Genomic DNA, 14100 nt, shown 5'->3' with positions numbered 1-14100 from the left:
ATACTAAAGCGTGTGTTAACCTGAATAAGGATATTATTTCATAAAATGAAGCCCAAATATAGGGAGTTACTAAAGCAAATGGCATTAATAGACCTACAAAATATTTCCAAACACTACTCAGCTCAAAAGATATTGACAGAAATTAATTTTCATGTAGATAAAGGTGAGCGTATCGTTATTATTGGTAAAAACGGTAGTGGTAAATCTACTCTAATGAAGATAGTCAATGGAACACTTGATCAAGATGCTGGAGAAAGAATCACAAAAAATGATTTAGAAGTTAAGATGCTAGATCAAAGACCAAATTTCAAAGAAGGTCACACAGTAAGAGAAGCTGTTGAAGATGGTCTAAGAGAATTAAACATTGCCAAAAATAGATACAATGAATTATCACTTCTACTAGCAGATGATTTTGAGAACAAGAAACTTATAGATGAACATGAAAATCTATCTTGTTATATTGAACATCATAATGCTTGGAACTTAGATGATAAGATAGAACGCATCATCCAGCATTTTGACTTAAAACAATACGAAGATAAACCTATAGTATTACTTAGCGGTGGGGAACAACGTCGTGTAGCGTTAGCTTCTCTACTTCTACAAAAACCAGATATTTTACTTCTCGATGAACCTACCAATCACCTTGATGTTTATATGGTTGAGTTTTTAGAAGAGCTAATCCTAAAAGAGAAATTTACTCTTGTATTTATATCTCACGATAGATATTTTATAGATAGAATCGCAACTAAAAGTATAGAAGTTGATGAGTGTACTCTTAAAGAATATAGCGGTGGATATAGTGACTACCTAACACAAAAAGCAGAATATATACGGACTCTACAAAAACAGCATGATAATTTACTTGACAATTTAAAGAGAGAAAATGCTTGGTATGCTCGTGGTGTTCGTGCAAGACTTAAGAGAAATGAAGGTCGTAAAGAAAGACTGATGAATCTTCGTGATGATGCGAAGAACAATCCTGCTAAGATAAGAAAAATGTCCGTTGAACTCCAACGTGAAGCAAAGCATTTTAATAGAGATAAAAGCATCAATAAACAAAAAATGCTATTTGAAGTAGAGAATCTAGACCTTACTCTTGGAAATAAAGAGCTTCTAAAAGATTTCACTACTCGAATACTTCAAAAAGATGTTATAGCTATTGTAGGACCAAATGGAAGTGGTAAATCAACACTACTTAAAGCACTTCTAGGACGGCTAGAACCTACAAGAGGTAAAATCAAACAGGGTGAATTTAAGATAGGTTATTTTGACCAACATAGAGAGATGTTAGATGATGATAAAAATCTTATGGAGACTTTTTGCCCTCATGGTGGAGATCGAGTAAGTGTTCGTGGTAAAGATTTACATGTGTACGGATACCTAAAAAACTTTTTATTTCCAAGAGAATTTCTTGAAAAAAAGGTAGGTGTTCTTAGCGGTGGTGAAAAAAACCGTATAGCACTTGCCTTACTTTTTACAAAGAATGTTGATATTTTAATTTTAGATGAGCCTACAAATGACTTAGATATCCCAACTATCAATATTTTAGAAGAACAACTAACTAACTTTCCAGGTGCTGTTATCATTGTAAGCCATGATAGATATTTTGTAGATAAAATTGCAAAGAAACTGTTTATATTTAAGAAAGACAAACACATAGAAGAATCTCATCAACAATACTCCGAATATCTTGAACTTGAAAAAGAGTTACAAGAGCTTGATGAAATGGAAGCTGCCGCCAGTGTTAAAGAAGAAAAAGTAGAAGTAAGAGAAAAAGTAAAAACTATTAAACTAACTTTTAAAGAAAAAATTGCATTAGAAAAACTACCACTTGAAATAGAAGAACTTGAACTTCAGATTCAAGAGAAAAATAAATGTCTAGGAAACCCTAAATGTTATGAAGATATAGGCATATCTCAACTTGCATCTGAACTTGGAAAAATAGAAGAAATATATGAGCAAAAAGTTGAAGAATTGTTAACTATACAAGAAAAAGAAGAGACGATAAACTCTTAAAAGAGTTTATCTAAAAGATTTTATATTACTTTTTTGCTTCTTTTAAAGTGTCTGCAATTAAGAATGCTAACTCTAAAGATTGGTCAGCATTTAGTCTTGGATCACAGTGAGTATGGTAACGAGAACTTAAATCTTCTTCAGTTACAGTAAATGAACCACCGATACACTCAGTAACATTTTTACCTGTCATCTCTAGATGCACACCACCACCTACAGTTCCCTCAGCTTTATGAACTTGGAAGAACTGTTTCATCTCAGTTAAAATAGAATCAACTGGACGAGTTTTGAAGTTTGTTGATGATTTTATAGTATTACCATGCATTGGATCACAACTCCAAAGTACTTTCATACCTTCTTTCTCAACAGCACGAATAAGTTTTGGCATACCTTCACCAACTTTGTTTGCACCCATTCTAACGATTACGTTAAGACGACCTGCTTCATTATCAGGGTTTAGTGTTTGACAAAGTCTGATTAAATCTTCTGGGTCCATAGTTGGTCCAGCTTTTACACCAATAGGATTTTTAACACCTTTTAAGCACTCAACATGAGCTCCATCAAGTTGACGAGTTCTATCACCAATCCATAACATATGAGCAGATGTGTCATACCAGTCACCTGAAATGGAATCTTTTCTAGTAAAAGCTTCTTCATATGGAAGTAAAAGAGCTTCATGAGATGTATAAAAATCTGTTTCCCTTAGACCTCTATGCGTTTCAGATGTAATTCCACATGCTTGCATAAATTTTAAAGAATTTTCTATCTCTTGTGCTAATTTCTCATATTTAGCTGAAACTTCACTTTTATGAGCAAAATCTAGATTCCATTTATGAACCTGATGTAAATCAGCTAAACCACCTGTAGCAAATGCACGAAGTAGGTTTTGAGTTGCTGCTGCTTGATTATAAGCTTTTATCATACGCTCTGGATCTGGAACACGAGCTTCTTCAGTAAAGTCAACACCATTGATGATATCACCACGGTAAGAGTTAAGAGTAATACCATCAAATGTTTCTGTATCAGATGAGCGAGGTTTAGCAAACTGACCACCTAAACGACCAACTTTTACCACAGGAACACCACCAGCATAAGTCATAACTACAGCCATTTGCATTAAAGCTTTAAATGTATCGCGAATATTATCAGCATGAAATTCACTAAAACTCTCAGCACAATCTCCGCCTTGAAGTAAAAAAGCTTTTCCTTCTACAACATCAGCAAGCTGACTTTTAAGTCTTTTTGCTTCTCCTGCAAATACAAGCGGTGGATAGTTCTCTAGTTCTTTTAAAACTCTGTTTAATTCATCTTTTTTTGTATAAGTTGGTTGTTGTAAAACTGGCTTTTCTCTCCAACTAGTAGGACTCCAAATGCTCATAATAAAACCTTAAATTTATAATTTTTTTTATTTTACATTAAAACACCTAAAAAAGCTCTGATTAGGGAAAACCGATATTTTAACTATATAACAAAAGCTTTTTTTATGCTTACCCTAGTATAATACGAGAATATTTTACTAGGAAATTCTTATGCAAAAAGATGAACTAATATCTCTTACCAATAAAATGTGTAAAGAACTATTATCAATTATAGACGAGCAAGAAGGAGCAACTAAAGAACAAGTAGCTAATTATCTTCAAGAGTCTGCTCAGTTAATCTTGAGCGCTACTGATCAAGATATGAATAGTACAGGATTTGCGGAGAGTCTATTTCAAAATGCCTATAAAGATATAGCTAAAAAAAGTTTATCTTCATATGCAGATACGAATGAGAAAATCAGCAAACTAACTAAAATGCATGAGAGAACACTTTTAGAGTGTAATGCTCAGCATATAGACTTACCCTCAATAACGACAAAATTTGATGAAATTCAATCACATATGAGTGATGAAGTTAAAAAAGCAAATGAAATTATCACACAACTTACAACTCAAGTAAGAACACTAGAAGAAAAATCAAATTTAGATTCACTTACAAAAGTTTTTAATAGACGGGCATTATCCTCTTACCTTAACAACATATGCTCAACTAAAAAACTTTCATATGAGTTTCATATGCTTATCTTAGACATAGATGATTTTAAAAATATCAATGATAAATACGGACATGTAGCCGGAGATAAGGTCTTAATCTTTATAGCAAACATTCTAAAGAAAACTCTTAGAGATGGAGATAAAGTATTTAGATATGGTGGTGAAGAATTTATACTCATCCTAAACAGAATTGATGATGCACATTGTAAAAAAATAGCAAATAGACTACTTGACTTAGTTAGAGGGAACAAGCTTATATACAAAGGTGATGGACTCAGAGTAACTATGAGTATTGGAGCCACTAGATATTCTAATGGAGACACTCCTGACTCACTAATAGCAAGAGCGGACAAGGCTCTTTATAAAGCAAAAGATGGTGGAAAAAATCAAATGTATGCGGAAATAAAATAACATGGAATTTAACTACTTTGACTTAATAGCTTCAATAATTATATTAATGTTGGGCCTTAAAGGCATACTTAATGGATTTTTTAAAGAAGTTTTCGGGCTTGTTGGAATAATTGGTGGTATTTTTGTAGCTTCTCGTATTGGAGATACTGTAGGACAAACTATAAGTGATATGGTATTCAAGCTTGAGAACAGTGCTGCTATAAGTTTTTCTGGTTTCTTAGTAACACTTGCAGCCTTCTGGTTTTTTATGGTCGCTATTGGTTACCTATTTAAAAAACTTAGTTTAATGAGTGGTCTTGGGATATTTGACAGAATACTTGGTTTTGTATTTGGTGCAAGTAAATTCTTTTTAATAGCTGCTGTTATTGCACATGCCGCTTATAATATAAAAGCGATAAAATCAACTATTGAAGCACCAATGGCAAATAGTTTTCTTTTTCCTGCTTTAGTAAGTACAGGTGCTTTTATTATGAAACTTGATCCAGTAGAGATTAGTGATGATATAAATGAGACTATCGATGATGTAACACAAAAAGTAAATGATGAAGTAAAAAATGTAGCAAAAACTTCAACTCAAGAAATAGTAGAAAATACAAAAAAAGAAATTGAATCTAAGATACAGGAGAAAAAATAATCATGTCAAAAGTAATAACAAATTTCAAGGATAAAACTGTTGAGTATGAACAACTTTTAAATGACTTTAAGTCACTGTTGAAAAAGAACTCTTTAAAGTTCACAATTCAAAGAGAAGTTATTTTAGAAACTCTTTATAACTCTGATGAGCATCTAACTCCAGAGTCATTACACCATCTAATACAAGAAACATTTCCAGATTTAAAAACTGGGATAGCAACTGTATATAGAACTCTATTATTATTAGAAGATTCTAACATGGTAACTTCACTATCTTTTGGTGCTCAAGGTAAAAAATATGAACTTGGGGCAAAGAATCATCATGATCATCTTATTTGTACAGAGTGTGGATGTATCACTGAATTTGTAGACGAAGAGATAGAAGATAGACAAGAAAATATTGCGAATGAGCTTGGCTTTAAAATGAAAGATCACTCAATGCAGATATACGGTATCTGTAATAAGTGTCAAAATTAATAATTATATAACAAGGAAAAATATTGGCTTTTGAAAACAAGTTTATACAACAAAGAATAGAAAAGGCACAGCTTTTAAAAGATGCTGGCTTTAACCCATATTCAAATGAGTCTAAAAGAAATACAACTATTGAAAAATATCTAAATGTAAATTCAGATATAGAAGATAAAGAAGATAAAAGAGATGAAAATCGTCACTACTGCGTAAGTGGAAGAATTAAACTTCTTAGAATTATGGGTAAGGCTAGTTTTGCAAAGATTGAAGACGAGAGTGGTATGCTTCAAGTATACATAGCTAGGGACAATCTTCCAGAAGATTTTTATAATACTATTTTTAAAAAGAATATAGAAGTTGGTGACATTATCGAAGTTAGCGGTTATCCTTTTGTAACTGGAAAGGGTGAGTTGTCACTTCACGCTACAGAGCTTAAACTCTTAACTAAAGCTATTGCTCCTCTACCTGAAAAGTTTCATGGAGTAACAGATAAAGAGATTAGATATAGAAAAAGATATTTAGACCTTATTATGAACGCTGAAGTTCGTAAGACATTCAAAACTCGTTCAAAAGTCATCTCTTTAACTAGACGTTTCTTTGAAGACAAAGGTTTCTTAGAAGTTGAAACTCCTATGATGCATCCAATTGCGGGTGGAGCAAATGCTAAACCATTTGTTACTCATCACAATGCACTGGGAATAGATAGATTTTTAAGAATTGCTCCTGAGCTTTACCTCAAGAGACTTATTGTTGGTGGATTTGAAGCAGTATTTGAAATCAATAGAAACTTTAGAAATGAAGGTATGGATGCAACTCACAACCCTGAGTTTACATCAATAGAATTTTATTGGGCTTACAAGACATACAAAGATTTAATAGAGATTACAAAAGAGTATTTTCAGTACCTTTTTGAGCATTTAAACTTACCTAGTTTACTTCCTTATGGTGACATGGAAGTTAACTTTGATAACTTTGTAGAGATTCCACTTATAGAATCATTAACTACTATCGGTGGTGTTCCGGCTGAAGTTGTTAATGATAAAGAGAAAATTGTAGAGTTTTTAAAATCTAAAAACCTTACTGTTAAACCTGGTATGAATTTAGGTCAACTTCAAGGTGAACTATTTGACGAATATGTTGAAGAAAAACTAATAGACCCAACTTTTATTACAGAGTACCCAGTAGAGATATCTCCACTTGCTCGTAGAAGTGATGACAATCCTGATATTACAGAAAGATTTGAACTTTTCATTGCAGGTCGTGAGATTGCAAATGCATTTAGTGAGTTAAACGACCCAGTTGACCAATATGAAAGATTTAAAGGTCAAGTAGATGCTAAAGATGCAGGTGACGATGAAGCGCATGAGATGGATGAAGATTTTATTGATGCACTAAGTTATGGAATGGCTCCAACTGCTGGTCAAGGTATCGGTATAGATAGACTTGTGATGCTTTTAACAAATGAGCATAGCATTAGAGATGTTTTATTGTTTCCAGCAATGAAACCAATACACAACGAAGAAAAAATAACACAAGAAGAGGAATAAAATGAGTTTTTTAAAAGAATATGACAACGAAGTATTTGAATTATGTGAAAAAGAGTTAGAGCGTCAAACTGACCACTTAGAGATGATCGCATCTGAAAACTTTACACTTCCTGCAGTAATGGAAGCTATGGGTTCTGTTTTTACAAACAAGTATGCTGAGGGTTACCCGACTAAACGTTACTACGGCGGTTGTGAATATGCTGATGGCGTTGAACAATTAGCTATTGATAGAGCTTGTGAACTTTTTGAATGTAACTTTGCAAATGTACAACCTCACTCAGGGTCTCAAGCAAATGCTGCTGTATATGCTGGTTTGATAAAAGCTGGTGATAAGCTTTTAGGTATGGATTTAAGCCACGGTGGTCACCTAACGCATGGTTCTAAGCCAAGTTTTTCTGGTCAGAATTATTCAAGTTTCACTTATGGTGTTGAGCTTGATGGTCGTATGAACTATGAGAAGATTATGGATATAGCGAAAGCTGTTAAACCAAAAATTATAGTTTGTGGTGCTTCTGCTTACGCTAGAGAAATTGACTTTAAAAAATTCCGCGAAATAGCTGATGAAGTTGGAGCAATTCTTTTTGCAGACATTGCACATATCGCTGGTTTAGTTGTTGCTGGTGAACACCCTAGCCCATTCCCATATGCAGATGTTGTAACTACGACAACTCATAAAACTCTTGCTGGTCCAAGAGGTGGTCTGATTTTAACTAATCATGAAGATATCGCTAAGAAAATGAACTCTGCAATCTTCCCTGCTCTTCAAGGTGGTCCTCTTGTTCATGTTATCGCTGCAAAAGCTGTTGGTTTTAAATACAACCTTTCTGCTGAATGGAAAGACTATGCTAAACAAGTAAAAGCTAATGCTAAAATACTTGGTGAAGTAATGATGAAGCGTGGATACAATGTAGTATCTGGCGGAACAGATAACCACTTAATACTAGTATCTTTCGTAGGTACTGATATTTCTGGTAAAGAAGCAGATATTGCTCTTGGAAATGCTGGTATAACTATCAATAAAAATACAGTTCCAGGTGAAACAAGAAGCCCATTCGTAACTTCTGGTATACGTGTAGGTTCACCTGCTCTTACTTCTCGTGGTATGAAAGAGCAAGAGTTTGAATTAATCGCTAATAAAATGGCAGATGTTCTTGATGATATTAATAACACAGAACTTCAAGCTTCAATAAAAGAAGAGTTAAAAACTTTAGCTCAAAACTTTGTAATCTATAACCAACCAACATATTAAGGTAAATGAATGACTGCGATGGACTTAAAACTTGTTAAAATGGTGAGTGATCATTACTGGATTAAAAAAGATACAGTAGTTGAGAAGCTTTCATTTAAAGGCCGTACTTTTTACAACAAGTTTGAAAAAGTAAGTGCTCCTTTGACACAGTCAGTTATTAACCAACATATAAAGGGTGGTATAACTGTTGCACACTCTATTGTTAATAGTCGTAGTAAAGTTGAAAATATAGTTATTGATTATAATGGTAGAGATCCTGAAAGATTTTATCATAAAGCTCAACTTCTTCTTCGTGAAGAAGGTTATATAAACTTTACTGCTTACAAAACAAAAACAGAGGGTCACCTTCATGTATATATTCATAAAGGTCACACAACTCTACAAGAAGCTATACAGCTTGGTAAAATGATTTCTATGAAGTTAGCTGCTAAACAGCCTAAACAATGGAGAATATTTCCAAATGCTGACATGCCAGATGAATATAATATTTTAACACTACCATACGAAGTTTATGCTAAGGAGCGTGGAGCTTCTTGGTCTAAACACATGTAAATAATTACAAAGTTTTGATATTATAAGTGTTAATAAACTAAAAGGGGATTTTATGACTGAGAAAAATGAATTAAACGATATTATTTTAAATAGAGGTGCTTCTAATGGCTCAAACAAAAAAATTGTTTTAGCTGTAGCAACACTAGGAGTAATATTAATTATTGTAGTAATGCTTATGAGTACTCTAACTCCAGATGCTAAAGATAACTTACCGCAACCGATTCCACTTCCTCAAGAAGAAATCATGTCAATCCCAAAACCTAAAGAAGAACCTTTATTTGAAGAAGTAGAAGTTGTTCAAGAAGATTCCAAAAATAACGATAACTTAGATCAAATAGCTCAACGATTGAAACAAGAATCTCAAGAGAGTAAACAAGTTGTTAAACCAAAAGAGATGAAAAAAGTAGTAAAAGTAAAAGTAAAAGTTAAAGAAGCACCTAAAAAAGTAACTGCAGTTAAAAAAGAAGTTCCTAAAGCTCAAACTTCTAGTGCTAAAGCATACTTTGTTCAGGTTGGTTCTTTTTCAAAATATGCACCAAATAAAAAGTTCCTAGACTCAATACTAACTCAAGGTTATAGATATAAGTTCCATAAAGTAACTAAAAACTCTAAAACACTTAATAAAGTTTTAGTTGGTCCTTTTTACAATGAAGAAGAAGCAAGAGTTGCTTTGAGAACTATTAGAAGTAACATAGAAGCTGGTGCTTTCTTAACTAAACAATAATGATATATTCTAAACAATTTATACTCGACCAACTAGCACCTATTGCCGTTTATTCAAAACTAAAAAGTATGTTCAAAGGTGAGATATCTCACCTTCTTGAAAGTGCCGGACAAAGTGATGGAAACTATAGTTTCATCTGTATCGGGGCAAGAGAAAGACTTCAATATATACAAGACATGACAATATATACAGATGCTCTTGGCGTTAAACATATAAAACAAGAATCTCCTTTTACATTTTTAAAAGATTACTACAGCAAAATAGACACTACTAAGTACAAAGAAGCTACAACAGAGCTAAAGATTGGTTATGTTGATGGTTTTATCGGTTATATCGGTTACGATATGGTTAAAGTATTTGAACCAAAGCTAGACTCGACTATGGATGATTTAGTAGATGAGTTAAATACACCTGACTTGGATTTAATGCTTCCAAAACTAATATTAGTTTACTCACATAAAAATCATCAAATCACACTAGTAAGTACTTTAGAAGAGTACTCAAAACAATTTGACTTAATTGAAGAGACTCTAAAAAGCCCTTACGAATATGTTCATATGAAAAAGAATATCGGTTCTGACAAAGGAAGCTTTGCTCACTCTAAAGAGAAGTTCTTCCAAATGATAGAAGACTCTAAAGAGATGATCAGAAGTGGTGATATTTTTCAGATTTTGATGACAAACCGTTTTACTAGAAATATAAAAGTTGACCCTTTTAGTTTCTACCGCATCTTAAGAACTAAAAACCCTTCTCCATATATGTATTTACTGGAGTATGATGACTTTAACATCGTTGGAAGTTCTCCAGAAGTCATGGTTAGACTAAGTGATGGTGAACTTCTTCTTCGCCCTATTGCAGGAACTAGAAAAAGAGGTAAAAACAAACATAGAGATAAAGAACTTGAAGATGAGCTACTTGCTGATCCTAAAGAACTTGCAGAACATCTAATGCTTATAGACCTTGGTAGAAACGATGTAAGTCGTGTTGCAAAGACTGGAACTGTAAAAGTTGAAGACATGATGCACATCGAGCGTTTCTCTCATGTTATGCATATCGTTTCAGATGTTACAGCCGAGCTTGATGATGGCAAAGATATGTTTGACCTTTTTATGGCAACATTTACAGCTGGAACAATGACTGGAGCTCCAAAGATACGTGCTATGGAGCTTATAGCTGAGTTTGAAGGTATCAAACGTGGTTTCTACAGCGGAAGTATCGGTTACTTCGGTTTTGATGGTAACATGGACACTGCGATAACTATACGTACTGCTATGGTTAAAGATGACAAAGTTGTACTTCAAGCAGGTGCAGGTGTTGTTGCTGATAGCCAAAACGAACTAGAATATTTAGAAGTAAAAAATAAACTCGGTGCACTTGTTCACTCACTAGAAGATCTAGACTAGATGAAACTCTTCGCAATCTTTGGTGACCCCGTGTCACACTCTCGCTCTCCTCTTATGCACAACTGTGTATTTAAAAACCTAAACTATAAAGCCTGTTACACAAGAGTTCATCTTAAAGATGGCACAAAACTAAAAGAGACTTTTTTCTCTCTTGGTCTAAGTGGAGCGAATGTAACTGTTCCTCATAAAGAAGAAGCCTACAAAGCTTGTGATGAAGTTAGAGGTTTTGCTAAAACTGTAGGTGTTGTGAACACTCTCATAAATGAAAACGGAAAACTTATAGGTTACAACACAGATGCTGATGGTTTTATGTATGCCATAGAAGAGTTTGGGAAAGTTAATGATGTTCTTATTCTCGGAGCTGGTGGAACTGCAAAAGCACTTGCATCTAGGTTTATACAAGACGGCATCAAAGTATCTGTTTTAAATAGAAGTGAAGGAAGACTCTCCTATTTTCAAGAGATTGGTTGCGAGACTTTTAACTGGGATAGTTACTCTACAAAAAAGTACGACTTAGTTGTAAATACAACAAGTGCCGGACTAAAAGATGAAGAGCTCCCTGCTCCAAAAGAAATCATAGAAGATGCTTTAGCTAATACGTCGTTCGTTGCAGATGCAATATACGGAAAACTTACACCATTTTTAAAACTAGCCCTTGAAAAAAATATCACTTTCAAAGATGGAGCTGACATGCTTTTAGGTCAAGGTGTTTTAGCAAATGAGCTTTTTGTAAATAAAGAGTTAAAACTAGAAGATATAAAGACTCATATGAAAAAGAGTTTTGAACTCTAAACTTTCTTTAACTCAGTAGATAATTATATACTTAAGAACTCAAAATTATTATTTGTGCTATACTTTTGTTATGAGCGAAATGAATAAATGGATGAAAGTAGCCTACAGTGAAGCAATTCAGGGTATGCTTGCAAACAGCGGTGGACCTTTCGGTGCTGTTATCATCAAAAATAAAAAAATTATTTCTCAAGCACATAATGAAGTGCTAAAAACAAACGACCCTACTTCACATGCTGAAATAAATGCCATTAGAGAAGCTAGCAGTAAACTTGATACCTTTGATCTATCTGATTGTATTCTTTACACTAGTTGTATGCCTTGTCCTATGTGCCTTGGTGCTATTTTTTGGGCAAGAATAAAAACTGTTTACTACGGTGTAACTGAAGAAGATGCAGCTCGTGGTGGTTTTGATGATAAAAAATTTTATGAGATGCTAAATAATCAAAACCATGATTTAACTCTTAAACAAATAGATGCAAAACAGAATGCTGAACTATTTGATTTATGGCTTAAGAAAAATGATAGAGAGATTTATTAACTCCTAATATTATAAGTTAATTTAAATTCCGCTCAATTTTTGCTAACATGAATATGTAATTTTAAATATTTTTACTTCCCTTAATCTAGATTTTAGAAAATTATAAAATTTTTGTAGAATAATCTATAAAAAAGAGTACAATACACAATATATGAAAAAACATACTCTTGAACAAATAACTATCTTTATAAGCATTGCCAAATGGCTGTTCCTATCTTCCGTTATCGGGATAGTTATTGGAGCAAGTGTTACACTGTTTTTAAAAATCTTACAATTCTCTGAACAAAATCAAGACACATTACCATTTCCTCACTATTATCTACTTCCTTTTGCCTTAGTTGCAACAGTTTGGGTAGTAACAAAATTTGCTCCAGATGCAGAAGGTCATGGAACTGAAAAAGTCATTGAAGCTGTCCATAAAAAACATGGAAAGATTGATATAGCAGTAATCCCAATCAAACTACTTGCTACTGTTATGACAATTTTTACAGGTGGTTCGGTAGGTAAAGAAGGTCCTGGGGCACAAATTGGTGCAGGTATGGCATCTTTTGTATCTGACCTTTTTCATTTTACAAAAGAAGACCGTAAAAAGCTTGTTATCTGTGGTATTGGAGCTGGTTTTGCTTCTGTATTTGGTACACCAATTGCGGGCGCTATATTTGGTGTAGAAGTTCTTATCATCGGTTTAATCCGTTATGATGTACTTCTTCCATCTTTTATTGCTGGTTTTGCTGCCTTTACAACTGCACAATATTTAGGAATAGAATATACATATTTTGACATTAATTTTCATCAACGTATCGCATTAGACTTTCCACTAATTGTACAAGTTGTATTAGCCGGATTATTTTTTGGTTTTATCTCTGACTTCACCATAACTTTTATAAAACGAACACATAGAACAATCAAAAAAATACCTATTAATATTTATATAAAAGCTTTTTTAGGGGGAAGTACTTTAGTTTTACTTTCATTTGTAGTTGGAGACCAATACTTTGGATTAGGTGTTGGGACAATAGATAATGCACTTCAGCCAAGTCAGGCATTAGCTCAAAATATTCCATGGTATGCATTTATTCTTAAAACACTATTTACATCAATTACATTAGCTTCTGGTGGAAGTGGTGGAGTTGTAACTCCAATCTTTTACATTGGTGCGACTAGTGGAAACTGGTTTGGCTCGGCAATGGGTGGAGAGCATTTAGCTTTCTTTGGAGCCCTTGGTTTTGTAAGTGTTCTTGCAGGAACAACAAACTCGCCTATAGCAGCAACAATTATGGCTATGGAACTTTTTGGTATTGAAATGGCACACTATGCAGCTATCTCAGTAGTAATAAGTTTTTTAATGACTGGACATCGTAGTGTATTTCCTTCACAAATCTTAGCTATGAAAAAATCTGATATGCTTGATATAAAAACTGGTGATAGTATTGAAGACACCACGGTCTCAATACTTGATGAAGACATCAATAAGATAAGAGATATCAGCAAAAGACTTCAGCTTAAGCGTGAAAAACGAAATGAAAAGCCTAAGTCTAGGACTCCTTAAAAGTATCTATATACCTTTTAATCTCAACCACAAACATTACTGAAAATGAAATAACAATAATCTCTATCCAAGTCAATAAATCTGACTTAATTAAAAAAACGGGGGTTTAAAAACTCGCTTTTTTTGATAATTGACCAAATAATAATCTACTAAATTTAACTTCAAGCTTTTACTCAAACCTC

Annotated in this window: 13 protein-coding genes; 12 read left to right on the top strand and 1 reads right to left on the bottom strand. The window is 33.4% G+C overall.

Annotation, left to right across the window (positions count from 1 at the left end; translation table 11 throughout):
- Positions 1-78: 78 nt before the first annotated feature.
- Positions 79-2019, top strand: coding sequence for a ribosomal protection-like ABC-F family protein (gene abc-f / locus QZZ48_RS09490; RefSeq protein ID WP_294964852.1), 1941 nt, complete (start codon positions 79-81; stop codon positions 2017-2019).
- Positions 2020-2044: 25 nt separating this feature from the next.
- On the opposite strand, the gene QZZ48_RS09485 is transcribed toward abc-f, so the two are convergent.
- Positions 2045-3397, bottom strand: coding sequence for a class II 3-deoxy-7-phosphoheptulonate synthase (locus QZZ48_RS09485; RefSeq protein WP_366755924.1), 1353 nt, complete (start codon positions 3395-3397; stop codon positions 2045-2047).
- 148 nt (positions 3398-3545) lie between these two features.
- Between QZZ48_RS09485 and QZZ48_RS09480 the strand changes: the two genes are divergently transcribed.
- From QZZ48_RS09480 to QZZ48_RS09430, 11 genes are all read left to right on the top strand, one after another.
- Positions 3546-4460, top strand: a complete 915-nt coding sequence (locus QZZ48_RS09480) for a GGDEF domain-containing protein (protein ID WP_294964849.1) — start codon at positions 3546-3548, stop codon at positions 4458-4460.
- A gap of 1 nt (position 4461) precedes the next feature.
- Positions 4462-5094 carry a CvpA family protein gene (locus QZZ48_RS09475; protein ID WP_294964846.1) on the top strand — a complete coding sequence of 211 codons (633 nt, stop codon included), beginning with the start codon at positions 4462-4464 and terminating at the stop codon, positions 5092-5094.
- 2 nt (positions 5095-5096) lie between these two features.
- Positions 5097-5570, top strand: coding sequence for a Fur family transcriptional regulator (locus tag QZZ48_RS09470; RefSeq protein WP_294964844.1), 474 nt, complete (start codon positions 5097-5099; stop codon positions 5568-5570).
- Positions 5571-5593: 23 nt separating this feature from the next.
- Positions 5594-7111 (top strand): lysine--tRNA ligase, encoded by a 1518-nt coding sequence (gene lysS, locus QZZ48_RS09465; RefSeq protein WP_294964842.1) that lies wholly within the window; start codon positions 5594-5596, stop codon positions 7109-7111.
- Between the two features lies 1 nt (position 7112).
- On the top strand, positions 7113-8360 hold the full coding sequence (locus QZZ48_RS09460) for a serine hydroxymethyltransferase (protein WP_294964841.1): 1248 nt from the start codon (positions 7113-7115) through the stop codon (positions 8358-8360).
- Positions 8361-8369: 9 nt separating this feature from the next.
- Complete coding sequence (locus tag QZZ48_RS09455) at positions 8370-8912, top strand: DUF1882 domain-containing protein (RefSeq protein WP_294964839.1); 543 nt, start codon at positions 8370-8372, stop codon at positions 8910-8912.
- A gap of 52 nt (positions 8913-8964) precedes the next feature.
- Entirely contained in the window at positions 8965-9636 is a 672-nt protein-coding gene (locus tag QZZ48_RS09450) for an SPOR domain-containing protein (protein WP_294964836.1), read from the top strand.
- A complete protein-coding gene (locus QZZ48_RS09445; RefSeq protein WP_294964833.1) occupies positions 9636-11039 on the top strand; it encodes an anthranilate synthase component I family protein in 1404 nt (467 codons plus the stop codon). The genes QZZ48_RS09450 and QZZ48_RS09445 overlap by 1 nt, the downstream gene beginning before the upstream one ends.
- A complete protein-coding gene (locus tag QZZ48_RS09440; protein WP_294964831.1) occupies positions 11040-11831 on the top strand; it encodes a shikimate dehydrogenase in 792 nt (263 codons plus the stop codon).
- A 79-nt stretch (positions 11832-11910) separates the two neighbouring features.
- The gene (locus QZZ48_RS09435) at positions 11911-12369 is read left to right on the top strand and encodes a nucleoside deaminase (protein WP_294964828.1); all 459 of its coding nucleotides are present in this window, start codon (positions 11911-11913) and stop codon (positions 12367-12369) included.
- A 151-nt stretch (positions 12370-12520) separates the two neighbouring features.
- Positions 12521-13918 (top strand): chloride channel protein, encoded by a 1398-nt coding sequence (locus QZZ48_RS09430; protein ID WP_294964825.1) that lies wholly within the window; start codon positions 12521-12523, stop codon positions 13916-13918.
- Positions 13919-14100: the final 182 nt, after the last annotated feature.

Source organism: Sulfurimonas sp., assembly GCF_016744025.1.
Classification (GTDB): Bacteria; Campylobacterota; Campylobacteria; order Campylobacterales; family Sulfurimonadaceae; genus Sulfurimonas.
The sequence above is the reverse complement of the archived record's forward strand: the minus strand, read 5'-3'. Positions and strand labels throughout refer to the sequence as shown.

Bases quoted from the DNA above. Each gene is read 5' to 3' on its own strand.
- abc-f (WP_294964852.1), top strand. From the start codon at position 79: ATGGCATTAATAGACCTACAAAATATTTCCAAACACTACTCAGCTCAA.
- QZZ48_RS09480 (WP_294964849.1), top strand. From the start codon at position 3,546: ATGCAAAAAGATGAACTAATATCTCTTACCAATAAAATGTGTAAAGAA.
- QZZ48_RS09475 (WP_294964846.1), top strand. From the start codon at position 4,462: ATGGAATTTAACTACTTTGACTTAATAGCTTCAATAATTATATTAATG.
- QZZ48_RS09470 (WP_294964844.1), top strand. From the start codon at position 5,097: ATGTCAAAAGTAATAACAAATTTCAAGGATAAAACTGTTGAGTATGAA.
- QZZ48_RS09460 (WP_294964841.1), top strand. From the start codon at position 7,113: ATGAGTTTTTTAAAAGAATATGACAACGAAGTATTTGAATTATGTGAA.
- QZZ48_RS09455 (WP_294964839.1), top strand. From the start codon at position 8,370: ATGACTGCGATGGACTTAAAACTTGTTAAAATGGTGAGTGATCATTAC.
- QZZ48_RS09450 (WP_294964836.1), top strand. From the start codon at position 8,965: ATGACTGAGAAAAATGAATTAAACGATATTATTTTAAATAGAGGTGCT.
- QZZ48_RS09445 (WP_294964833.1), top strand. From the start codon at position 9,636: ATGATATATTCTAAACAATTTATACTCGACCAACTAGCACCTATTGCC.
- QZZ48_RS09440 (WP_294964831.1), top strand. From the start codon at position 11,040: ATGAAACTCTTCGCAATCTTTGGTGACCCCGTGTCACACTCTCGCTCT.
- QZZ48_RS09435 (WP_294964828.1), top strand. From the start codon at position 11,911: ATGAATAAATGGATGAAAGTAGCCTACAGTGAAGCAATTCAGGGTATG.
- QZZ48_RS09430 (WP_294964825.1), top strand. From the start codon at position 12,521: ATGAAAAAACATACTCTTGAACAAATAACTATCTTTATAAGCATTGCC.